The organism is Emticicia sp. SJ17W-69 (assembly GCF_051209875.1).
In the GTDB taxonomy this organism is placed as follows: Bacteria; Bacteroidota; Bacteroidia; order Cytophagales; family Spirosomataceae; genus Emticicia.
The window spans coordinates 4,234,057-4,256,622 of record NZ_JBNTQY010000001.1 but is presented as its reverse complement, the minus strand read 5'-3'; the positions used below and the strand labels follow the sequence as shown (position 1 = coordinate 4,256,622).

20 protein-coding genes are annotated in these 22,566 nt (G+C 34.7%); 7 read left to right on the top strand and 13 right to left on the bottom strand.

From position 1 onward, the window contains the following. The first annotated feature begins 115 nt into the window (after nt 1–115). The gene (locus tag ACQUQZ_RS17240; protein ID WP_435356294.1) at nt 116–1,330 is read left to right on the top strand and encodes a PQQ-dependent sugar dehydrogenase; all 1,215 of its coding nucleotides are present in this window, start codon (nt 116–118) and stop codon (nt 1,328–1,330) included. 18 nt (nt 1,331–1,348) lie between these two features. On the opposite strand, the gene ACQUQZ_RS17235 is transcribed toward ACQUQZ_RS17240, so the two are convergent. Together ACQUQZ_RS17235 and ACQUQZ_RS17230 are read right to left on the bottom strand one after the other, a co-directional pair. Beyond that, nucleotides 1,349–2,242, bottom strand: a complete 894-nt coding sequence (locus ACQUQZ_RS17235; RefSeq protein ID WP_435356293.1) for a hypothetical protein — start codon at nt 2,240–2,242, stop codon at nt 1,349–1,351. 123 nt (nt 2,243–2,365) lie between these two features. Then, on the bottom strand, nt 2,366–3,877 hold the full coding sequence (locus ACQUQZ_RS17230; protein ID WP_435356292.1) for an oligosaccharide flippase family protein: 1,512 nt from the start codon (nt 3,875–3,877) through the stop codon (nt 2,366–2,368). A gap of 164 nt (nt 3,878–4,041) precedes the next feature. Between ACQUQZ_RS17230 and ACQUQZ_RS17225 the strand changes: the two genes are divergently transcribed. The 3 genes from ACQUQZ_RS17225 (at nt 4,042) to ACQUQZ_RS17215 (ending at nt 7,789) form a co-directional block, all read left to right on the top strand. Next, on the top strand, nt 4,042–4,887 hold the full coding sequence (locus ACQUQZ_RS17225) for a methyltransferase domain-containing protein (protein ID WP_435356291.1): 846 nt from the start codon (nt 4,042–4,044) through the stop codon (nt 4,885–4,887). 103 nt (nt 4,888–4,990) lie between these two features. After that, nucleotides 4,991–6,115, top strand: coding sequence for a dTDP-4-amino-4,6-dideoxygalactose transaminase (rffA, locus tag ACQUQZ_RS17220; RefSeq protein ID WP_435356289.1), 1,125 nt, complete (start codon nt 4,991–4,993; stop codon nt 6,113–6,115). A 6-nt stretch (nt 6,116–6,121) separates the two neighbouring features. After that, on the top strand, nt 6,122–7,789 hold the full coding sequence (locus ACQUQZ_RS17215; RefSeq protein WP_435356288.1) for a DUF6044 family protein: 1,668 nt from the start codon (nt 6,122–6,124) through the stop codon (nt 7,787–7,789). Between the two features lie 50 nt (nt 7,790–7,839). Here ACQUQZ_RS17215 and pseI read toward each other — a convergent pair whose 3' ends face one another. From pseI to galE, 8 genes are all read right to left on the bottom strand, one after another. Continuing rightward, on the bottom strand, nt 7,840–8,886 hold the full coding sequence (pseI, locus tag ACQUQZ_RS17210) for a pseudaminic acid synthase (RefSeq protein WP_435356287.1): 1,047 nt from the start codon (nt 8,884–8,886) through the stop codon (nt 7,840–7,842). 112 nt (nt 8,887–8,998) lie between these two features. Beyond that, nucleotides 8,999–10,147, bottom strand: a complete 1,149-nt coding sequence (locus ACQUQZ_RS17205; RefSeq protein WP_435356286.1) for a tail fiber domain-containing protein — start codon at nt 10,145–10,147, stop codon at nt 8,999–9,001. Nucleotides 10,148–10,164: 17 nt separating this feature from the next. Next, the gene (gene pseH, locus ACQUQZ_RS17200) at nt 10,165–10,707 is read right to left on the bottom strand and encodes a UDP-4-amino-4,6-dideoxy-N-acetyl-beta-L-altrosamine N-acetyltransferase (protein WP_435356285.1); all 543 of its coding nucleotides are present in this window, start codon (nt 10,705–10,707) and stop codon (nt 10,165–10,167) included. Further along, the gene (locus tag ACQUQZ_RS17195) at nt 10,698–11,279 is read right to left on the bottom strand and encodes a GNAT family N-acetyltransferase (protein WP_435356284.1); all 582 of its coding nucleotides are present in this window, start codon (nt 11,277–11,279) and stop codon (nt 10,698–10,700) included. The genes pseH and ACQUQZ_RS17195 overlap by 10 nt, the downstream gene beginning before the upstream one ends. A gap of 28 nt (nt 11,280–11,307) precedes the next feature. After that, nucleotides 11,308–11,997, bottom strand: coding sequence for a pseudaminic acid cytidylyltransferase (gene pseF / locus ACQUQZ_RS17190; protein WP_435356283.1), 690 nt, complete (start codon nt 11,995–11,997; stop codon nt 11,308–11,310). 55 nt (nt 11,998–12,052) lie between these two features. Then, a complete protein-coding gene (locus ACQUQZ_RS17185) occupies nt 12,053–12,577 on the bottom strand; it encodes a DinB family protein (protein ID WP_435356281.1) in 525 nt (174 codons plus the stop codon). A 33-nt stretch (nt 12,578–12,610) separates the two neighbouring features. Then, nucleotides 12,611–13,672, bottom strand: a complete 1,062-nt coding sequence (gene rfbB / locus ACQUQZ_RS17180; protein ID WP_435356279.1) for a dTDP-glucose 4,6-dehydratase — start codon at nt 13,670–13,672, stop codon at nt 12,611–12,613. A gap of 209 nt (nt 13,673–13,881) precedes the next feature. Next, complete coding sequence (gene galE, locus ACQUQZ_RS17175) at nt 13,882–14,895, bottom strand: UDP-glucose 4-epimerase GalE (RefSeq protein WP_435356277.1); 1,014 nt, start codon at nt 14,893–14,895, stop codon at nt 13,882–13,884. A gap of 220 nt (nt 14,896–15,115) precedes the next feature. Here galE and ACQUQZ_RS17170 point away from each other — a divergent pair, with 220 nt between their 5' ends. After that, nucleotides 15,116–15,952 (top strand): transglutaminase-like domain-containing protein, encoded by an 837-nt coding sequence (locus ACQUQZ_RS17170; protein ID WP_435356276.1) that lies wholly within the window; start codon nt 15,116–15,118, stop codon nt 15,950–15,952. Between the two features lie 39 nt (nt 15,953–15,991). Here the strand turns inward: ACQUQZ_RS17170 and ACQUQZ_RS17165 are convergent, their stop codons facing one another. Next, nucleotides 15,992–17,203, bottom strand: coding sequence for a saccharopine dehydrogenase C-terminal domain-containing protein (locus ACQUQZ_RS17165; RefSeq protein ID WP_435356274.1), 1,212 nt, complete (start codon nt 17,201–17,203; stop codon nt 15,992–15,994). A 470-nt stretch (nt 17,204–17,673) separates the two neighbouring features. Next, complete coding sequence (locus ACQUQZ_RS17160; protein WP_435356272.1) at nt 17,674–18,861, bottom strand: phosphoglycerate kinase; 1,188 nt, start codon at nt 18,859–18,861, stop codon at nt 17,674–17,676. A 278-nt stretch (nt 18,862–19,139) separates the two neighbouring features. Here ACQUQZ_RS17160 and ACQUQZ_RS17155 point away from each other — a divergent pair, with 278 nt between their 5' ends. Next, nucleotides 19,140–19,973, top strand: coding sequence for a hypothetical protein (locus ACQUQZ_RS17155; protein ID WP_435356270.1), 834 nt, complete (start codon nt 19,140–19,142; stop codon nt 19,971–19,973). 24 nt (nt 19,974–19,997) lie between these two features. After that, on the top strand, nt 19,998–21,209 hold the full coding sequence (locus ACQUQZ_RS17150; RefSeq protein WP_435356268.1) for a hypothetical protein: 1,212 nt from the start codon (nt 19,998–20,000) through the stop codon (nt 21,207–21,209). 23 nt (nt 21,210–21,232) lie between these two features. Here ACQUQZ_RS17150 and ACQUQZ_RS17145 read toward each other — a convergent pair whose 3' ends face one another. Next, nucleotides 21,233–22,537 (bottom strand): glycosyltransferase family 4 protein, encoded by a 1,305-nt coding sequence (locus ACQUQZ_RS17145; protein ID WP_435356266.1) that lies wholly within the window; start codon nt 22,535–22,537, stop codon nt 21,233–21,235. Nucleotides 22,538–22,566 lie beyond the last annotated feature (29 nt).

The following is a 22,566-nucleotide window of genomic DNA, read 5'->3' as shown; positions in this document are numbered from 1 at the left end:
TTTTTTTCAAAGAATGAACTTTTAAAGTCAATTAGAAATTCTTTCAAACATTTTAGCCACATCTAAACCAAAAACAATATTAATTTCGTTATTTAATAATAAAATCAACACTTTTATGAAAAAAACAATTGCTTTAATAGGAATATTTAGTTCAGTAGCTTTAGTGGCTTTCAATTGCAAAGTTCCTGCTGACGAACAACCGACGGTTACTCCAACTACCGTAGTGACCACACCAATCGTCACACCCATAGAAGCTGCTTCTTACAAAGCAGTTTTGGCTTTCCCAAATTTATCTTTTTCCGATCCAGTTGATTTTACGCATGCCAATGATGGCACTAATCGGCTTTTTGTTGTAGAACAAAAAGGCATTATTCGAGTATTTGAAAACATTGCGTCCACAGAAAAGTCATCAATTTTTTTAGATATTGATGCAAGAGTAGCCTCGGGTGGTGAAATGGGTTTACTTGGACTAACTTTTCATCCTGATTTCAAGAAAAATGGTTACTTTTTTGTTAATTATACAAGAGATTCTCCTCGCCGACAAACGGTGGTTTCAAGATTTAAAGCAAATGGACAAGTGGCCGACCCCAACAGTGAGGCAATTTTATTTACTTTCGACCAACCTTATTCTAATCATAACGGCGGTCAAGTTGCTTTTGGAGCAGATGGTTTTTTATATGTTTCAACTGGCGATGGTGGAAGTGGGGGAGACCCACAAAATAATGCCCAAAATAGGAAAAGTCTTTTGGGAAAAATACTAAGAGTCGATGTAAATTCGACCGAAAAGGGGAATTATGGTATTCCAAAAGACAATCCTTATGTGGGAAATACGGAAGATTTTAGAGAAGAGATTTATGCGTATGGACTCCGAAATCCATGGCGTTTTAGCTTTGACTCTGAAACAAAAAATCTTTGGACCGGAGATGTCGGACAAAATAGAGTCGAAGAAATTGATGTGGTAACAAAGGGTGGGAACTATGGTTGGCGAATCAGAGAGGCAAATAATTGCTATGGTACAAGTAGCGATTGTAATAAAGCAACTGATTTAATTCCACCAGTTTGGAGCTATGAACAAGGAGATGATGGACGCTCGGTAACAGGTGGTAAAGTTTATAGAGGCAAAAAACTACCAGAATTGAATGGGAAATATATTTGCGGAGATTATGTAAGTGGCAAAATTTGGGCATTGACTTATGATGGAAAAACCGTCACAAAAAGCGACCAAATCACCAATGTAAGCACCGTTTCAAGCTTTGGAGAAGATGCTAATGGCGAATTATACATTTGCGATTATTCAGGCGGGAAAATTTATAGTTTGGCTAAGAAGTAAAGTCTTTTGTTTCCTCCATTATGTTGAAATTTTCACTCTTTCAAAAGCATCAATATAGCTTTTTGTACTTGCATTATAAACTTTAATGCCTTGATAATCAGCGTATTGTTTTAAAATACTGTATCCATAGAATGCTTTATAAAGCGATAAGAAGGTGGCTTGCATATTAGAATGAATGTTTGTATTAACATCTAATACTTTTTGGTGTTTTACTTCGGCAGGATTATCATAAAAGTGGACTTGTTTTATTTCGATGTCATTGGTTTCAGTAACTCTGATTTCTTCGTGCCATGAGTGGTCTGCTCCAAAGATATAAATTTCATCATATTTACGGCGTATGGCTAAAAATAAAGCACAAGCCAAGATATTTTGGCATTGCGACATCCCCCAATTGAGATTAAAGATTCTATGTCGGAACCATGCAAAACCTTCGACAATCGTATAATTATAATAACAAAACTGAATATTTTGATTGGTTTTACTTATTTGCTGCACAAAATATGACTTTCTTGCTTTATAAGGCACAAAAAGTTTCATTTCCCAAATGGTATTTTTAATCAAACAATCAAGGGTTTTCTTAATATCTTCTCTTCCATTATTTGTTGGACTAAACAAGAAAAAGGCAGGGTCAAGAATGACGTAGTTTTGCGGTTTTATTTCTGTAAATTCTTTAGAGGAAGCAAAAAGATTAACCGCATAAATATCGGTAGTCTTGATAAAATCCAAATCATTGGCCAACGTCGTTTTCAGAGAAGGTCCATTGCCCAAAATAGATGCTTTTTTGAGCGTAGCTTTAGGAAGTTTTAATGAAAATTTTGATAATAAAAGTACTTTCAAAATAGATAAAAAACTACCGAAAAGATTCTTGAAAAATGCTCCAATTTGAAGATATATAGCAAGTGTTTTTTGCATAAAAATCTGTTTTACTTTTTGCCATAAGCTTATGCTTTAGGCTTTTTTTGAAAATATTGATGGGTAATAAACTAAAATGTATAACCTAAATTTGAAAATAAAATGCCCCCTAAAACCTAACCCCTAACTCCTAAAACCTAAACCTAATACCTTTCTCACTCCCTCCCACGCATTCCGCATTGCACCGTTGAGTTCAGGTGAAACTTTGCTCCAATAAATAACAATTCCGTAAAGCAATGTCAGTGTTATGGAGCGATAAGCCATATCCATCGTAGCCAAAACTTTATTTCCTTCAAGGTTGGGTAATACTTTGATAATCAAGCCAATAATGATTGAAAAAACAATAATTTTAACTAAATCAATTGAGAAAGGTTGCATGCCTAATTTCCACCATACTAATAAATAACGAACAAGGTTATAGTAAATCGTAGCAATAGCTAAAGCAAAGGCCGCTCCATTCATGCCGTAAATGGGAATTAGGAAATAGTTTAATGAAACTGTAATGATAATCAAGCTGACCATGACGTAAGTATCATAAATATAATATTTTGAGAGCGTTAAGATTGTCCCATTTAAGCCTGTTGCCAAGTCAAATAATTTACCCAAACAAATAATAATCACAACCATTTTTCCTGCTGAATATTCGGGTTTTAGAAACAAAAAAAGATTATCAAGGTTTAGAAATATACCAAGAAAAATCCAGCAGCCAACTATCAAAGATGTGGTACAACTTTTTCGATAAATAGTAGAAATATTTGCTAAGTCTTTCTTTGCAAAAGAATCGGCAATCAGTGGTTGTGCCGCTTTATTGACTGCCAAAAGAGACATGCCCATCACACTACCAAAAAATGAGGCAGTATTATAAATACCTGTATCTGTAAAAGTAGTGATGCCTGCCAACATGATTTTATCAATATATAAAATCACCATCGACGAAAACCCTGTAAGAATGGTAAGAAAACTATAAAAACCAAATTCTTTGCTAAACTTCGGCGTCATGACAGAAAAGTTAGGTTTTAGCGAAAAACCTTCTAATTTACTTGCTTTCCACAGCATTGGAACAACATAAAATGATACCGCCAAAACCCACAAATACATAAATTGTTGAAAGTCAACAATTTGAAAAATGATAAAAAGAATCGCCACTAATTGGAGCAACCGTTGTAGAAATTGTGCCAAAAATGTGCCTGTAACTGTATCGTAGAGGTTTTTGGCATAATTATCTAATAAATTAAAAAGAAGCGTAGCAAAAGTAAGAGGCAATAAGAAGTAAAAATTGTCAGCAAAAAGAGTTGAGTTTTCTTCATTTTTGATGATAATGTCTTTCAATAAAAATAGCCCAGTACTTGTCAGTACAAACCCAGCTATACCAATAGAAAGGCCTAAAAATAAATAGCCGTTATGCCCTTTTTCGGCATTCCTAAAATGTGGAAAAAAACGACTTCCTGCGGCATTAAACCCCAGCGATGAAAGCTGAACTAAAACATACATATAGGAAAGTAAAACAGCTAAAAGTCCATTTTGGGCTGGTTCAAGAAAATTGCCAATTAAGAAAAACTGCGTGACAAAACCCACCAACACGCCCCCATAAGAGAAAATCGTACTAAGAAAAGCTTGTTTTTTTATGACATTCATTTATAAACGTACGACGGGTTTCCTAACCCGTCTAATGATAGATGCGTTTGAAAAAAACTTGATAATGAGCTAATTATTATAAATCAACAAAAGATTAGCATACATTTTGCAAAGTTAATCATCAAAATAGATAATATTTGCAGTAAAATTGATTTGTTTGTAAGATGAATGTTTCTGAAGTGACAAAAGCTCCCCAATTAGTACTTGATAAAAATGAAATTTGGCAAGCCTCTCATGCCGAAAAAATGTCGTATCCCGAAGAAGGAAATAATTATTGTTTTGCGGTAGAAGACAATAGTTTTTGGTTCAAACACCGAAATGACGTGATTTTTGAATTAACCAAACGCTTTACCTATGCCAAAAATTTCGCCGACGTTGGTGGAGGAAATGGTTTTCAGGTCAAGTTTTTGTCAGAAAAATACCCCCAAAAACAAATCTTTTTGATTGAACCAGGTTATGCTGGTTGCCTCAATGCCAAGAAAAGAGGTGTAAAAGATGCCTATAATATATTTTTTCAAGATTTTCCTTTTGAAGAAAAACAAATTGATGCCGTTGGACTTTTTGATGTGATTGAACATATCGAAGACGATAAAAGTTTTTTGACTGATTTAGCCAAATATCTTCCATCCAAGGCACATATTTATATCACAGTTCCGGCTCATCAATGGCTATGGTCGGAAGTAGATGATGAAAGTGGACATTTCAGAAGACATAACCTTGCTTCGCTCGAAAAATTAGCTAAAGAATGTGGTTTGGAATATGCTTACGGAAGTTATATTTTTTCGTATTTGCCACCAATAATGGGCATTTTGCGTGCAATTCCTTATCGCTTGGCAAGACTTCTTGGCAAAACCAGAAAAAATACTTTAGATGCTGAATTTGACAATCACACGCCTTCAAAATTGGCTATTTCAATATTTAATTTACTGCACAATTGGGAGCTTAAGCGTTTAAGTAAAAGCAAAATTCCATTCGGAGCAAGTTGTGCAGTTGTTTTTAAAACCAAATGATTGAATGCCTCAATGATAGAATGATTGAATGTTTTTTCTTAATCAATTCACTCATTCACTCATTCACTCATTCACTCATTCACTCATTCATCATTAACTAACCGTGATACCTTTTAATAAACCCTATCTTACTGGCAAAGAATTGCAATACATCGGAGAAGCGGTTCAGTCAGGAAAAATCTCTGGAAATGGACATTTTACCAAGAAATGTCAGCATTTTTTTGAAGAAAAATATCATTTTCGCCGTTGTTTACTAACTACGTCTTGTACAGATGCCCTTGAAATGGCGGCTATTCTGTGCGATATTCAAGTCGGTGATGAAGTAATTATTCCTTCTTATACTTTTGTTTCGACAGCCAATGCTTTTGTATTGCGTGGTGCAAAGATAGTTTTTGCCGATAGCTCAGTTGAAAATCCCAATATTGATGCCGATAAATTAAAGGATTTAATAACGCCTAAAACCAAAGCAATTGTGGTGGTGCATTATGCAGGCATTGCTTGCGATATGGACAAAATCATAGCAATCGCAGAGGCAAATAAGCTCTTTGTGATCGAAGATGCTGCCCAAGCCGTTGATTCATTTTACAAAGGTCGTCCATTAGGAAGCATTGGACATTTGTCGGCTTTTAGTTTTCATGAAACAAAGAATATTATCTCTGGCGAGGGTGGTATGTTGTTCATCAATGATGAACGTTTTGAAAAACGTGCAGAAATTATTTGGGAAAAAGGCACTAATCGTTCGGCGTTTTGGCGTGGCGAAGTTGATAAATATAATTGGGTGGATATTGGTTCATCGTTTTTACCTTCCGAAATTGTGGCTGCGTATTTGTATGCACAGTTAGAAAATTTAGATAAAATTCAATCTAAAAGGAAGCAAATTTGGGAGCGATATTACCAATCTTTCGAGGTTTTAGAGCAAGAAAATAAGCTAAAACTTCCCTTTGTGCCAACGTATGCAACTAATAATGCCCACATGTTTTACATACTTACCAAGTCTGTTGAACAGCGAGATAAGTTGATCGCTTTCTTGAAGGTAAATAATATTTATGCTGTATTTCATTATATTTCGCTGCATAGTAGTCCATTTTATAAAGAAAAAGCTGGCGATATATCTTTGCCAATAAGTGATAATTATTCTGATTGTTTGGTTCGACTTCCTCTTTTTTATGAATTACAAGAAAATGAACAACACCAAATAATTGATAAAGTTTTAGAATTTTTCAAATAAAATTGAATGCTTGTTACCTCAAATAAATTCCTTACTATCGGCACTTTCGTGCTAGTTTGTTTTTTAGTTTTTCTTTGGATTTTAGGGCAAGATGCTTCTATCAGAATCCATGATAACCTTGAAGCAAATATTGCTTGGTATAAGTCATTAGCTGACCAACATTTACTTTTGGCGAGTTCATATACGCCTAACGAAACCGTGATGCAAGCTCCTCGGATTGCCTTTGGCTCGGAATGGAGTTTGATTGCATGGCTATTTGTTTGGTTCAAGCCAATCGTAGCTTATAATATCAATGTAACTTTGATGAGCTTGGTGGCATTTATCGGTACTTATTTATTTGCCAAAGATACCCTTAAACTTTCACCCAAAATTGCCCCAATAATTGCTCTAACTTTTGCTTTTTTGCCGTTTTGGTTCTCAGCAGGACTTAGTGCAGCGGGACAGCCTTTGCTTTTTTGGAGTTTTTATAGAATCACAAAAAAGCAATCTTCTTGGATAGATTGGCTATTACTTTCACTTTTTCCATTTTACTCGTCTTTCATTATTGCTGGACTTTTTATGTTGGCTTTGATGGTGGGTTATTTGCTTTATAATTTCCTAAAAAAAGAAAAAAATATAGCTTATGGAGCAGGAGTTTTATGTTTAGCGATACTTTCGATATTGTATGTTTTTGTAGAATATCGTTTGTTTTTAGATATTTTAAAATTGGGTAGTACTCCTCCCGATTTTATTCCGCACCGAGTAGAATTTGTGCAAGGAAATACGTTTGCTGAATGTGTGAAAGCTGCAAAGAATTCATTTATTGGTGGACAAAATCATTTTCCTGTTTTTCATACTTACTTGATTTTGCCTGCGGTTTTTCTTTATTTGATTTATGCTTTGATAAAATCAAAACCAATTAAACTGATTTTACTTTGCCTTATTCTTTTGGCAGGAATTGCCATTATTGATGGCTTCTGGAATTATACTGCATTTGAATCATTCAAAGATAAATTACCTATATTAAAAGCGATTCAATTAGACCGTTTTTATTCGCTCTACCCCATCCTTTGGACAATAGTTTTTATGCTGATAATCAAAGAGATAGATGTTAAAATTGGACTTACATTAGCCATAATTCAAGCAATTGTCGTTTTGTTTTCTTTTCAAGCAGTCAATGATTTAGCCAAGAAAAATTTATTCAAAAAAGATTATATTTCTTACCGAGAATTTTATGCAGAAGACCTTTTTTCTAAAGTAAAAAAAGTTTTGAATCAAGATAAAGAGACACAAATAAGGGTTGGTATGATTGGCCTTCATCCTGCAATGGCTCAATACAATGGAATTCCAACCATTGATGGCTATGTAGTGCTTTATTCGTTGGCTTATAAGCATAAAATACAAGCGATTATTCAATCAGAATTGAATCAAAATAAATTTAATAAAACTTATTTTGAACAATGGGGGAATCGATGTTATTTATTTGATAATGAGGCTATTATCGTTGGAAATGGCATTGAAAAAAATCAGCAATGCTGCACTGATCAATTGGATTTTGATTTTACAAAACTCAAAGAATTGAATTGTAATTATTTACTTTCAGCCGTTGAAGTAAAGCATCTTTCCCCTCAAATTCAATTGCTTTCAAAAGTGGAAGATGCCAACTGGCGAATTTGGATATATAAAATTCTATAATTTAGTAACACAATTTTCCAAATTGTAATAGAGCAATTTGGAAAATTGCTCTACAGTATCATTGAAAAGCTCAATGCTGTTCCTGCTTCAATAGCTATGCTGGCTTTTTTGCCTAAAATTTCTTCATAATACCTCGTATGTAGGCCATTTGATGGACGTATAGAACGGACATTTTGTTCATTAAAAATGTCACCTGCTTTCATTGGTTCAACTACATACAAAGAGCGTTTGTACTGTAAACTTTTCTGTTCTTTTTCTGAAAGTATATAATTGACTTTTCCCATTGCCAAAAATGCTCTTTCAGATTCTATCACAAGATTTTTGAGCTCTTCTGGCTCTAATGAAAACGCTGAGTCAACGCCACCATCAGCACGGCGAAGCGTGAAGTGTTTTTCTAAAACTCTTGCACCTAAAGCGACTGCGGCAATGCCTGCTCCAATACCCATCGTATGGTCAGAAAGTCCAATTTGACAATCAAAAAGCTCTCTCATATGTGGTATTGTGAGTAAATTAGTGCTTTCTGGAGTGGCAGGGTAGGTGCTTGTGCATTTCAATAAAACCAAATCTTTACAGCCATGTTTTCGCAAAACCTCGACCGATTCTTGTATGTCGGCAATGCTTGCAACTCCCGTGCTCATAATGACGGGTTTGCCAGTTTGAGCAACTTTTTTGAGCAGAATATGGTCGGTATTTTCAAAAGAAGCAATTTTATAGCAAGGAACATCCAAACTTTCAAGAAAATCAACGGCCGTTGTATCGAATGGACTACTAAAAGCCAACATTCCATGTGCTTTAGCTCTATCGAAAATAGGTTTGTGCCATTCCCACGGCGTATAAGCCAATTGATAAAGTTTATGTAAGTTTTGGTTTTTCCAAAGCGAGTTTTGGTCTTTGATGATAAACTCGTCTGAAGAACCATTAAAAGTAATCGTATCAGCCGTATAAGTTTGTAATTTGAGGGCATGAACGCCCGCTTCGGCAGCAGCATCTACAATGGCAAATGCTCGGTCGAGTGACTGATTATGGTTTCCTGACATTTCAGCAATGACAAATGGCTTATGGTCGGGACTTATGATTGTATTTGCTATTTTAAACATTATTGAATTTACGAATGACGATTTATTAATGACGATTTACGAATTAGGCTGTCATAATATATATTAATTTGGTTATAGTCAGTATTTTATGTGATAATATTAGAAAACAAATTTACTTTTTTGCTAATTCTCTTACTATTTTCTTCAATTCTTTCAACTCATTTTCGAGATTGTCAATTCTTTGGTTTTGGGTTGAAATGATTTGTTGTTGTGCTTTTACTGCTTCTGTTAGTACGGGAATAATGGCATTATAATTCAAGAAAAATGTGCCTTCTTGGTTTTGACTAACAGCTTCGGGTAGCACTTTTGCTACTTCTTGGGCAAGTAAACCAATTTCTGTGTTTGTACCAACATTTGCCATGCCTTTTTGCCAATTATAAAAATAACCATTGATATTTTTTATAACATCTAAAGCATTATTAATTGGATGAATATTTGTCTTGAAACGTTTATCAGAAAGAGTATTTACCACACCATAAACAGTAACTTTTGCATTTGCTGCGGGGCTGCCACCAATACCAATGTTGGTACCATTATCAAAAATTTGACTATTCACTAATACATTCGAAGAATTAAATCTTGGTAGTGAATAAGTAGTAGGTGAAGAGGTAGTAACTGCCATAAACGAACTTGAAGGTAAAGCATAACGAGAGATATTTCCCCAATAATCAGACATGATAACCGAATTGCCTATGTTTGAAGAAAGTCCCTCAAATCTTACACTGCCAGTTGTATGGAGTTGTGCTTGTGGAGCTTCCGTTCCAATACCAAGTGAGCCGTTGGCTGAGAGAGTCATATAATTTGTAACATAATTTCTCCATTGGAATAATGATCTATTATAAACAGATGATCCACCAGCAAGTGAGGAACTGGGATCATAGTATTTTCGAGCATCGAAAACGATGAGGGGTGCATTCCCAATATCGTTATTGTAATTTGTTACACCTGAAATAAATAAAGATACCCTAGAATCTGTTTGATTATGACCAAAAATCCATGGGATAAAAATATTATCAGTTACAGTGGCATTTCTTATACTTAAAAAATCATATTGAGCATCTGAGACTCTAAACCTTTTAAACTCTTCTAAAGCATAACTATTTTCGGCATCTTTAGATACATTTATACGTCCATTAATGGGAATATTGATATTAGTATTATCTCCATAGTCATACCATCTATCAGAAGATGGATCTTGTGAATATCCTGAAAATTGTACGGAAATAGAAAAAAAGATTGAAAGGGACAGCAAATTTTTCATTTTGGTAAAAGTTTAGTTTATGTGCGATATATTAATTTTTGCATGAATTCTTTTTGTTTGTTCCATTCTTCACTCAAGATAGCAAGCCCAACTGTATCTATCCATTTGCCATTTTTTTTGACATGTTGACGATAGTAAGCCTCTCTTCTAAAACCAAATTTTTCGTGCATAGAAATAACTTTGTCGTTAAAAATCATTACCTCGCAGCGTAGTTTATTTAATTTTAATTCATTGAATACATATTCAAGTATGTTAAATTCGATTTTTGAACCAATTCCTCCACCTCTTGGCACATCAGTTCCGAGATAAAATGCCCAATAACAACTTTTCAAAACTTTACTAATTCCTGTAATAGATGCTAGACCAATTTTCTTATTATCGTATTCAATTATCCAATATCTACAACTATCATCATTTTTAACTTTATCAAACCACGCTTCTTGTTGCTCAATAGTAATTTCATCTTCTGTGTACATGTATTGGGCAACTTCTGGTGAGTTTCTCCAAACACGTACTAATTCAATATCATTTTTAGTCAATGGTGTTAATACTATATCCATAATTTATATTCATTTATTAATTTTCCGTGTAATAAAGAGTCAACCATTTTCTCTTCGATGAAAATATGATTTCTTAATCGACCTTCTAACAAGAAACCACATTTTTCAAGAATATCAACATGGTGCTGTCGAGTATCATATACTTCAGTATGTAATCGATTTAATTTTAGCTCTTCAAAAGCAACCTTTTGAATCAAATGTAGGTAATTTTCAAAATATAAATCATGTATTGTAGAATCATTTACAAATTTTGTATCAAGAAGAAATGATATTTCAGCTCTTTTATCAAGCCAACTAAAATGAACTAATCCCCCATAGCCAATCAGCTCATTATTTTTGAAGTAACTGAATAAAAGTTGTTTGGGTTGTTCGGCATTAAAATTTGGAACAATTTGATTCGCATAATATTGGAGTTGCTTTTCCTCTGTAATAAATTCATTTTGGCGTAAAATTTTCATTTGCTCATTTCGCCAAATCCTAATTTTTAAAATATCTTCACTCCTAATCGGAATCAAAGAAAATTCACCATATTCAAAACGCTGTTTTTCTAAACATTTATATTGATTTTCCATTGATAAAACGAATCACATTTATAATTAACTATTGACCCATCGACCTCAACCGATATTTAAACTCTGCGATTTTCCAATCTTCTTCATTATCAATATCGTGGGCATCCATTTCTGATATAACAATCCCGCTTGTGTTTTGGGTCAAAATGCTACGATTTTTTAATAATTTTTCGGTTTTGAAGAAATAAAATTGCCCAGCATCATGGTAGATTGGCGTTAGGTCTTGCGAGCGAATTTGTGCATTTTCAGGATTTTGCCAACGTAGTTTTTTGGCATCAAAAACTACGCCTCGTTGCGGTGGAAAAGAAAATTTTTGAATAGGATAAATAGAGTCAAGTTTCTCATTATCAAGTATTTGGAAACTTTTTTGCAATATTTCGGCTGAAACAAAAGGAGCCGTAGGATAGATGCAACAACCTGTCTCGAAAGTACGGTTGAGGGCTTTATAGCTTTCTAAAACTTCCACTAAAACATCGACTGTGGTTGCATAATCATTGGCATTTTCGCTGCTTCTGGCGAACGGGACTTTCGCCCCACATTGGCGTGCAATTGCAGCAATTTCCTCATCATCAGTTGAAACCATCACTTCGTCAAAAAGCTTACTTTCAATCGCAGCTTCAATCGAATACGCAATAATGGGTTTCCCTAAAAAATCTTTGATATTTTTTCTTGGAATACGCTTGCTTCCGCCCCTTGCGGGTATAATGGCGATAGTCATTTATCAATTATCTGTTAAATAGAGAGCCGAATTTCATGAATCAAAAACTTAGCACTCAGAATTTAGCACTTTCCAGCTCTGTTTTTTGGCGTAAATGATGGCGATAGTGCATTTCATGAAGAAAGAACCACTCTTGAGCATCGAGCCAACCCATCGCAGGTTGCAGAGCTTTATAAGATCCATCATCATTGTTAACTGCCTCAATTAAATTCTTAGTATCAACTAATATTTTTTCTAAAATCTGTTGGTATTCTTGCTTTGTTTTTGCTACTGGTTCTGGCCCACGAATCGCATCTGGAATTTTTAATTTTACAGGAGGGAAACTACCTTTCATAAAAAGTTTTGTGCCAAATTCATTCTTTTCACCTCCTTCTTGTCCTTTGCGTTTTTCTAAACACCGAACACAATTGGCTAAAAAGAAAAAATTTGAAGAACTCGTCAAATGCTCATACATCTGCCCTAAAGACCAAGTTTCTTCATCTTTTTTGTAAAAAAACTGTTCGTCAGTATAAGCATTGAGGCTGCTAATATACTGACGAACAATTATTTCAAGGTTTTTGTAAATTTCGGTTGGAACCATTTTTAGTGAATTTTATCAGTAAAACCCAATAACTCAAGCCTTATACATTTTCTCGTAGTATTTGGTATAATCGCCACTTGTTACATTTTGTAACCATTCTTTATTTGCCAAATACCATTCAACGGTTTGAGTAAGTCCTTCTTCAAATTGTAGAGATGGTTTCCAGCCCAATTCATTCATTAATTTGGTAGCATCAATCGCATAACGTAAGTCATGTCCCGCACGGTCAGTTACATAATGAATCAACTTTGCTGAAGTACCTTCTGGGCGTTCTAATTTTTCGTCCATGATTTTGCACAAAAGATGTACTAAATCAATGTTTTTCCACTCATTGAAACCTCCAATATTATAAGTTTCACCATTTTTGCCATTGTGAAAAATTACATCGATAGCACGGGCGTGGTCTTTTACAAAAAGCCAGTCACGTACATTTTCGCCTTTGCCATAAACAGGTAATGCAAAATTATGAATGATATTATTAATCATCAAAGGGATCAATTTCTCAGGAAAATGATTAGGCCCATAATTATTTGAACAATTGGAAATAACAACAGGCAATTTATAAGTATTGTTATAAGCTCTCACAAAATGGTCAGAAGAAGCCTTCGATGCCGAATAAGGCGAACGAGGATCATAACTGGTAGTTTCTAAGAAAAACTCTTCTGGATTGTGCAATTCTCCATAAACTTCATCGGTGGAAACATGGTAGAAACGGTGGTTTGCCATGTCTTCTTTCCAAGCTGTTTTGGCTGCATTGAGCAAATTTACTGTGCCTATTACATTGGTCATAACGAATGCCATTGGGTCCGTAATCGACCTATCAACGTGCGACTCGGCGGCCAAGTGAATAACGCCATCAAATTTGTACTTTTCAAATAAACCATTGATATAATCAGCATCGGTTATATCACCATGTTCAAATGTATAATTGGGCAAAGACTCAATATCAGTAAGGTTTTCGAGATTGCCTGCATACGTCAATTTATCAAGGTTAACTATTTGATAATTAGGATATTTCGTTACAAAAAGTCTGACAACATGAGAGCCAATAAAGCCCGCTCCACCAGTAATTAAGATTGTTTTGTCTGCGTTCATTTTTTAGTTTTTCTAAATTGTATATTTACAAATCTGACGATAAAATTGCATACCCAAAATTATCAGACCAACCAGTTTTAAGTGGTCAGTGCTGTCTTTTTCTTCCCTCCAAATTCATACCAACTTTTTCGATTACAACAATTGAAACCATATTGTTATTATACGGTATCAGTTGATTTATTTCATGAAGAATTTTAGAAATATTGACTTTATTTCTTCATCAATTTTTTCTCCCAACGCCAAGCATCTTTAAGACTATCAGCCAATGTTTTTTCAACTTTCCAACCTAAGATTTTTTCTGCTTTTTCTACACTACCATAAATTTTCTCAACATCGCCTGCTCGTCTTGGTCCTATTTCGTAGTTGAGTTTTAGCTTGTTTACCTTTTCAAAAGTTTTAATAATTTCTAAAACTGTATTGCCTGTTCCAGTACCAATATTGAAAACATTGTAATAGTTATCTGCTTGTTTATCAAGTAGTTGTATTGATGAAACATGGGCTTTGGCTAAATCAACCACGTGTATGAAATCTCGTATATTTGTGCCGTCGGGTGTATTATAGTCACTACCAAAAACCGTTAACTTTTGTCTAATTCCAGCTGCAGTTTGTGTAATAAAAGGGACTAAGTTTCCTGGGACGCCACTTGGCAATTCGCCAATATATGCTGATGGATGAGCTCCAATTGGATTGAAATAGCGAAGTGAGATAATTTTAAGTGGATTTCCTGCGGTGATTGTGTCTCGCAAAATATCTTCACAGATTGTTTTGGTATTTCCATAGGGTGAGGTAGCAGGTTGGCGAGGTGTATCTTCAGTTACGGGAATCGCATCGGGCTGACCATAAACAGTACAAGAAGAAGAAAAAACTAAGTTTTTGATACCTAATTTGAGCATTACCTTCAGCACTGTCAATGTTGAGCCAATGTTATTTTCATAATATTTTAAAGGTTTTTGAACAGATTCACCAACAGCTTTATAAGCAGCAAAGTGAATCACACCTTCAATATTTTCTTTTACACATATTTGTTCCAAAACTTTAGCATCATTACAATCTTTATCGTAGCACTTAATGGGCTTTTTTAGTATTTTTCGGAGTCCTTTCAATACTGCTTTCTCCGAATTATTAAAATTATCAATAATAATTGGTTCGTGTCCTGCATTTACTAATTCGACAACAGTATGCGAACCGATGAAACCTGCACCACCTGTAACTAAAATTTTCATATTAAAGATGTTTGTTTTTTTTACAAAAGTATGAATTTAGGGGAGAAATTGAAAAATATTCACGTATGTCTGATGAAGAATTAATTGTAAAAAACGAATATTTTCTTTTCATTTATATTTAATAGGCTTATTATCAATGTTTTATCAATTTTATAGTATAAAAATTTGTTTCTGAATGTAAAAAAAAACTATTTTTACAGCTAAAAGTGGCTATTGAAAAATGAATGAATCAGAAATAAAAGCTTTAGTGACGCTTCTTGATGATGATGATAGAGAGGTGGTTCAACATGTAGAAAAACACTTACGAACACTTGGGCGTACGGTTATTCCACTTTTGGAAGACCGTTGGCAAGAGAATGGATTAAATCCAAATTTACAGAAAAAAATCGAAGACTTGATTCACGATTTGCAATATAATTTGGTACGTGAGCGACTACTTACATGGAAAAATAATGGGCATCAAGATTTGCTTGAAGGAATGTGGATTATCGCTACTTATCAATATCCAGACTTAAATATTGATAAACTCAAAGAGTATATCAATGATATGTATTTTGATACGTGGTTGGAGTTTCGGGATGATATGCACCCTCATGACCAAGTACGGGTTTTAAACCAAATTTTCTTTGATAAATATAAGTTTTTACCCAATACTAAAAATTTTCATGCAGCAGCCAATTCAATGCTTAATCAAGTATTTGATTTGAGAAAAGGGAATCCGATTTCTTTATGTGTGGTATATTTATTGGTTGCCAAGCGTTTGGGCATGCCTGTGAGCGGAGTTAATCTGCCAAGTTTGTTTGTACTGACCTACAAAACGCCGCAATTGCAGTTTTATATCAATATTTTCAACCGTGGATTGATTTTTTCGAAAATTGACATCGGCAATTATATCAAACAAATGCACCTCCAACCACAAGACTCATTTTATCAACCTTGTAGTAATCTTGATATTGTTTGTAGGGTGTTAAGAAATTTAGTTGTTGCTTTTGAAAAAGTAGCCGATATTGAACGAGCAAAAGAAGTAGATGAAATTTTGAAATTGCTTATAGATTAAAATAGATGTGGCACACCTATCAGGTGTGCCACATCTATTTTAATATTCGTGAGGCAATACACCATTTATCTGTTCATGCCAAGGTAAACCTTGTGTATTAAGCAAATCCATAAATGGGTCTGGGTTTAACTCTTCACAATTCCAAACACCAGCTTTTTGCCAATCTGGATTTGTGAGCATCAACATTGCCCCAATCATTGCAGGTACGCCTGTGGTATATGATACTGCCTGAGCTTTTACTTCTTTATAACATTCAGCATGGTCACAATTATTCCAAACATAATATGTTTTATCATTACCACCTTCAATTCCTTTAATTTGGCAACCAATTGAGGTTTGTCCAGTGTAATTTTCGCCCAAAGTATCAGGTGCAGGTAAAACCGCTTTCAAAAATTCTAAAGGAACAATATCCATTCCATTAAATTTTACAGGGTCAATTCTGGTCATTCCAACATTTTGAAGCACTTCAAGATGTGTCAAATATGCTTGACCGAATGTCATCCAAAATCTTGCACGCTTGAGTGTTGGAAAGTTTTTAACCAAAGATTCTAATTCTTCGTGATACAGTACATAAGATTCTTTTGGTCCAATGCCAGGGTAATCAATGGCCTTGTGAATTGACATAGGTTCAATTTCGATCCACTCTCCATTTTCCCAATAACGGCCGTTTTGAGTAATTTCTCTAATATTGATTTCAGGATTGAAGTTAGTTGCAAAGGCTTTGCCATGATTTCCTGCATTACAATCAATGATATCGAGGTAGTGCATTTCATCGAAATGGTGTTTATTCGCATAGCTACAATACACTTGCGTGACACCTGGGTCAAATCCACAACCAAGCAAGGCCATCAAACCTGCTTCTTTGAAACGGTCTTGATAAGCCCATTGCCAGCTATATTCAAACTTGGCTACATCTTTTGGCTCGTAATTGGCAGTATCGAGGTAGTGAACACCTGTTTCTAAACAAGCATCCATGATGGTTAAATCTTGGTATGGAAGAGCGACATTGATAACCATTTTTGGCTGAAAACTTTTAATTAGTTCAACCAATTCAGGTACATTATCGGCATCAACTTTGGCCGTTTGAATCTTTACTCCGTGCATTTCTTCAATGTCATTTGCAATTTTATCGCATTTCGATTTTGTTCGACTTGCCAATAAAATTTCTGTAAAAACTGAAGAGTTCATTGCACACTTATGAGCAACAACACTGCCGACTCCACCGGCACCTATAATAATAACTTTCGACATTCTGGAATAATGAGTGAATGATTGATTAAGTGAATACTTTTAATTCACTATAAAATATAATACAAAGATACGACTTGAAATAGAATTGGAGGAATAAAGTAGGGTGGTTTTTTGAAAATATAATGTACCGTTAAATAAATATTGTTGATTTTAGTAATCTTTTACAAATAAATTCGTTTAATTCATACAAAGTTTAGTAAAATAAGTGTCTTTTATATCTAATTTACGTCTAAAGTAAGAATATAAATAAACTCCATATAAACTAAATATTCCGCCATGAACAAAACAGTAAAATCAAACTCTCAAATGAAATACGCTGAATTATTATTAATTAGCGTTTTGGCCTTAGCAGTTGCTATTGGGCTGTATTTTACTAACATTAAACTTTGGTAAAAAAATATACGTGTCCATAAAATAGAAAGTCCCTGTTCTGCAACAGGGACTTTTTTGTATAAAGGCCTATTGTTTTTTTATTCTAAAGCAGCTACACCTGGCAAAGTTTTTCCTTCCATGTATTCTAATAAAGCACCACCACCTGTTGATACATAAGAAACACGGTCGCCATAGCCAGCATTATTGATTGCTGATGCCGAATCGCCACCACCAATCAATGAAAACGCTTCATTCTCTTCGGTTGCTTTTACTACTGCTTCTGCGATAGCATTGGTTCCGTTAGCGAAATTAGGGAATTCAAAAACGCCCATCGGACCATTCCAAAGAATTGTCTTTGATTTTTCAAGAATTTCAGTGAAGAGTTTAATTGTATCTGGGCCAATGTCAAGTCCTTGAAAATCTTCAGGAATTTCACCAGTTTTTACCACTTTTCTATTAGCATCATTTGAGAATGCATCAGCACAAAGATTATCAACTGGCATAATCAAGTTTACACCTTTTTCTTTAGCTTTTGCAATTAATTCTAAAGCAAGAGGCATTTTATCGGCTTCCAAAAGCGATTTCCCAATGCTTCCACCCAGAGCTTTAGTAAATGTATAGGTCATACCACCACCAATGATAAGGTTATCAACTTTATCAAGTAGGCGTTCTATCAACAAAATCTTGTCTGATATTTTTGCTCCACCCATAATTGCAGTAAAAGGTCGCTCGGCATGATTCAATATTTTTTGAGCGTTTACTACTTCGGCTTGCATCACGTATCCACACACTCTATCTTCAAAAAACTGACCAATGACAGCCGTAGAAGCATGAGCACGGTGTGCTGTTCCGAAAGCGTCATTTACCCAAACATTGCCTAATTTCGATAGTTTTTCTGCAAATGTAACATCGCCTTTTTCTTCTTCTTTATAAAAACGTAGGTTTTCAAGCAATAGCACTTCACCTGGCTTTAAGCTGGCAGCTTGCTCAGAAGCCGAAGCTCCGATACAGTCATCAGCAAATTTCACTTGTAAACCCAAGATTACTGAAAGTGGATTTACTAAGTGTTTTAATGAATATTTTTCGGTTGGACCATCTTTTGGTCTTCCCAGGTGCGACATTAAAATACACGAACCGCCATCTTTCAAGATCTTTTTGATGGTTGGGATAGTCGCCGTGATACGTGTGTCATCCGTAATTTCGTACTTATCATTTAAAGGTACGTTAAAATCTACACGGATGAGGGCTTTTTTGCCCGAAAAATCGTAAGTATCTAATGTTTTCATTCAATAATGAATAGTGAGTGAGTGATGATTGAGCAAATGAGTACATTTACTCATTTTTTTTCCGCTCAAACATTTGTAAGCTTTTTGGATTTCTTTTACAAAGATAAATTTTCTTTTCTCTATAATCATGAAATTTTACAATGATTCTTTCATAATTAATTAAAAAATCAACGAATAGTTATATTATTTCTTGGCTAATGAAAATCTCGTTTTTTTTACTGGCAACTTTTCTTTCATAGCTTTCGTCTTTTGAATAGATTTGAAAATAATTTTTGCCGATGAAATCATTCTTATATTTTACGAGCGTACTTTTAATGATTGCCTTTGATTTATTTAGTCAAGAAACAGATGAGTATTATAAGCTACCAAGTCAACGAAATGATGTTCGGAATAACGCATATCCAAATCTCAATAGAAAAGCATTGAGTTTATATGTTGGGATAGAAGGTGGATTTAAACAAAATTACTTTAGCCAAAGTAATTATTTCAATAACTTAGCTTCAGGGCAAAAAAATAATGATTTGTTTTGGGGAGTAGAGTTGGGTTATAATATGAATGACCAATGGGCGGTAGAAACAGGCTATTATAAAAACCCAAGTTTTTTTGTTCAAACGATTAGCTCAGGTAGGGGATTGCCATTCATTTATCGCTTGGGAACAAATCTTCAAACTATTCCACTTCGCTATAAGTATAAAATTTTGACACTTGATGCCATTACTAAAACCGCTGCTATTTATGTAGGGGCTGGTGTTTTGCTTGCGACTAATGCTAAAAATCAGCAGCTACTTTTAAGAAACTTTACAGGTGTTACTGGCCCCCAAAGAGATAGTATAAAACTTAAAAGTGAGACTTTTTTAAAGAGCAAAGGGATCGCTCAACTCGAACTTTCGCTTGAATTGCGTGGGAAAATTTCAAATTCTCTTTCTGTTGCTATCTTTGGTCGTGGAAATTTTGGAGCCAATGGAATTGTTCAATCTAATTTAATATATTCTATTAATGCCAATAAAATTGCTGAAACACAGCAACTTTTGAAAGGAATTAGTTATAATTTTGGACTTGTATTAAGATATGATTTAGCACGTGGCTACAAATACAAAAGTTTAAAAGATTAGAGAATTTACGTTTTATACCTTTCAATGCCCAAAGCAAGCAACAAAACTCTCACAATTATCAACCGTCATTATCCACCTAATCCTGGAATTACGGGAGAATCTGCTTGGGATTTGGCTAAGTATTTGATTGAAAAACATCAATTCGAAGTTCATATTGTACATATCAATGGGAGTGACGATGGTGGTGGACAAGTACGTGAACCCGTTGGTGTACTACATTCATTATCAAGTATTTATGGAGGAGAAAACAAGATATTTCGCTTGATAGCAAGTTTTTTAGATGGTTATTTTTTGATTCAAAAAGCTAAAATAATTGCCGTTGATTCGCCAATTATTTGCATGACCAGCCCGCCACTTTTGCCTTTTTGGGCATCCCTTTTCTTAAATAAAAAAAAATGGGCTTTGTGGTCGATGGATTTATTTCCAGAGGCTTTTGTGGCAATAGGTATGATTGCTGAGAAGAACTTTATCTATAGCTGGATTCTAAAAAAAACATACCAAAACCCACCTCAAAAACTCATCGCTTTGGGAAGAAAACAGGCTGAGTTTATTAGAGAAAAGTATAATAATACAACTTACCTTAAACCTCTGCTACAGGGAGAGAGGCAGGAGGGGAGCTATAATTGGCAAACTATCCTTCCTTGTGGTGTAATTTTTCATCAAACTTATGAAAATGAGTTTCCTGCATGGCGAAAAGTGGATGATGACAAAATCTATTTTGGTTATTGCGGAAACTTGAATGATGCACATAATGAAGATTTTCTGATTGAATTTATAAAAGCTTTGAATCCTGCAAAGCATCATTTGATTTTGGCTTTGTATGGTAAAAAAGCCGAAAAAGTGCTTGAATTTTCTAAAAAATATGAAGGAATTACTGTTTTGCCAAATGTGCCACGTAGCCAACTCAATTTTATTGATGTGCATTTAGTGAGTTTACTTTCAAAATACACCCATTTGATGATTCCATCGAAAGCAGTGAGTGCGGTAGCGGCGGGTGGAGCGATTTTGTTCTGTGGAAGTCAAGAAAGTGATAATTGGGATATGCTGCAAGAAGCAGCTTGGTTGATCAATGAGCACGATAACTTAGGCATCCAAATCCAATATTATTTAGCGAAATTAACGAAAGAAGAATTATCTATTAGAAAACAAAATGCTCAAAAACTGAATGTTCATCTTCAAAAAATGGTAATTGAGGCTTATGAAGAAATTGCGGAGTTCGTAGCACAAGTTTCCTAACTTGTGCCTTGCATACAAACAAGTTAGGAAACTTGTGCTACAACAGATTTATAAACTTCCAAATACTGCTCAATCACTACTTTCTCAGAATAATTATCAACTACTTTTTGGCGAGCGTTTTTTGATAATTCAGCATAATTTGCTTCGTAGAGAGCCCATTTCATCCCTTCGGCCAAACTTTCGGCAGATTTGTACTTTGCCAAGAAACCATTAGTTTTGTTTTCAATCATTTCAGGAATTCCACCCACTTCAAAACCTACTGATGGTGTGCCACAAGACATCGCTTCCATGATGGTATTTGGTAAATTTTCTTGTATGGACGAAGTAACAAAAATATCAGCAGCCGAATAAATCGAAACGATTTGATTGACATCGGAAATTCGTCCTAAAGTATAAGCTTTAAATGAGAGCTTATTAATTGTTTCTTCATCACTTTCTCCTAAAACCACTAACTCAATGTCTTGGCTTTGCGATTTAGTAGCTATTTGCGACTTTAAAATTTCTAAAGATTCTTGAAAATAACTGAAACCTTTCCAAATGACCGATACTTTTGCAGCCACAAAGAGAATGAGCTTTTTATCAATTGGCAAACCTAATTTTTGCCTTGCCTCAATTTTATTTTGAGGTAGAAAAAGGTTGATGTCCAATGGATTAGGAATAGCTTTGACTGAAAAATCTTTTAATAAACTACTCTTTTTAGCTCGATTTGCAAGCCACTGACTGCAGCCAATGATTCTAACTCCCTCCCTATTGGGGAGGGTTGGGGTAGGGTTAAAAATTGTATTTTTCTTGTGCCAAATTTGATTCGACAAGTCATTTAAGGAAGGATTTTTCAGGTACTGTAAACAGTTACCACAAGCAACTTGGTAATTTTCACAATCTCCGCTATGATGGCAACCGCCCGTAAAAGCCCACATATCGTGAAGTGTCCAAACTATTGGTTTATTGAGCTTAAAAAGTTTTTCGAGTGAGCTAATAGATAAAAAGCCAAAATTTACCCAGTGTAAATGGATAATATCGGCCTCTTTTACTAAAGGGTGTTCGGAAATATCAATACCCGTATTGGCTGGTGAAAAAGCAAAGCGAATTTGCTTGCTTTTTTCATAAAATTGAAAATATAGTCGCTCTCTGACAAATCGCTCGAAAGCCAGTTTTTTCTGCAACCAAGTATTTGCTATTGCCTTGACATTCAAATGATTACGTTTTTTTTCTTGCACCAACATATTTACTTCAATACCTTCGGTACGTTCTAAAGCAGTAAGTAAACGCAAGCAAGCGATGGCTGCTCCGCCCATTGAATCGTCGGTATTGATCAGGAGAATTTTCAAGAAAAATAAGTGTATTTGAATGCGAATTA

Coding starts and splice junctions, on each gene's coding strand:
- ACQUQZ_RS17230 (WP_435356292.1), bottom strand. CDS start 3,877: ATGAATGTCATAAAAAAACAAGCTTTTCTTAGTACGATTTTCTCTTAT.
- ACQUQZ_RS17215 (WP_435356288.1), top strand. CDS start 6,122: ATGCTTGTTACCTCAAATAAATTCCTTACTATCGGCACTTTCGTGCTA.
- ACQUQZ_RS17170 (WP_435356276.1), top strand. CDS start 15,116: ATGAATGAATCAGAAATAAAAGCTTTAGTGACGCTTCTTGATGATGAT.
- ACQUQZ_RS17225 (WP_435356291.1), top strand. CDS start 4,042: ATGAATGTTTCTGAAGTGACAAAAGCTCCCCAATTAGTACTTGATAAA.
- galE (WP_435356277.1), bottom strand. CDS start 14,895: ATGAAAATTTTAGTTACAGGTGGTGCAGGTTTCATCGGTTCGCATACT.
- pseI (WP_435356287.1), bottom strand. CDS start 8,886: ATGTTTAAAATAGCAAATACAATCATAAGTCCCGACCATAAGCCATTT.
- ACQUQZ_RS17185 (WP_435356281.1), bottom strand. CDS start 12,577: ATGGTTCCAACCGAAATTTACAAAAACCTTGAAATAATTGTTCGTCAG.
- pseF (WP_435356283.1), bottom strand. CDS start 11,997: ATGACTATCGCCATTATACCCGCAAGGGGCGGAAGCAAGCGTATTCCA.
- ACQUQZ_RS17235 (WP_435356293.1), bottom strand. CDS start 2,242: ATGCAAAAAACACTTGCTATATATCTTCAAATTGGAGCATTTTTCAAG.
- ACQUQZ_RS17160 (WP_435356272.1), bottom strand. CDS start 18,861: ATGAAAACATTAGATACTTACGATTTTTCGGGCAAAAAAGCCCTCATC.
- pseH (WP_435356285.1), bottom strand. CDS start 10,707: ATGGATATAGTATTAACACCATTGACTAAAAATGATATTGAATTAGTA.
- ACQUQZ_RS17205 (WP_435356286.1), bottom strand. CDS start 10,147: ATGAAAAATTTGCTGTCCCTTTCAATCTTTTTTTCTATTTCCGTACAA.
- rfbB (WP_435356279.1), bottom strand. CDS start 13,672: ATGAACGCAGACAAAACAATCTTAATTACTGGTGGAGCGGGCTTTATT.
- ACQUQZ_RS17165 (WP_435356274.1), bottom strand. CDS start 17,203: ATGTCGAAAGTTATTATTATAGGTGCCGGTGGAGTCGGCAGTGTTGTT.
- ACQUQZ_RS17150 (WP_435356268.1), top strand. CDS start 19,998: ATGCCCAAAGCAAGCAACAAAACTCTCACAATTATCAACCGTCATTAT.
- ACQUQZ_RS17240 (WP_435356294.1), top strand. CDS start 116: ATGAAAAAAACAATTGCTTTAATAGGAATATTTAGTTCAGTAGCTTTA.
- ACQUQZ_RS17195 (WP_435356284.1), bottom strand. CDS start 11,279: ATGGAAAATCAATATAAATGTTTAGAAAAACAGCGTTTTGAATATGGT.
- ACQUQZ_RS17155 (WP_435356270.1), top strand. CDS start 19,140: ATGAAATCATTCTTATATTTTACGAGCGTACTTTTAATGATTGCCTTT.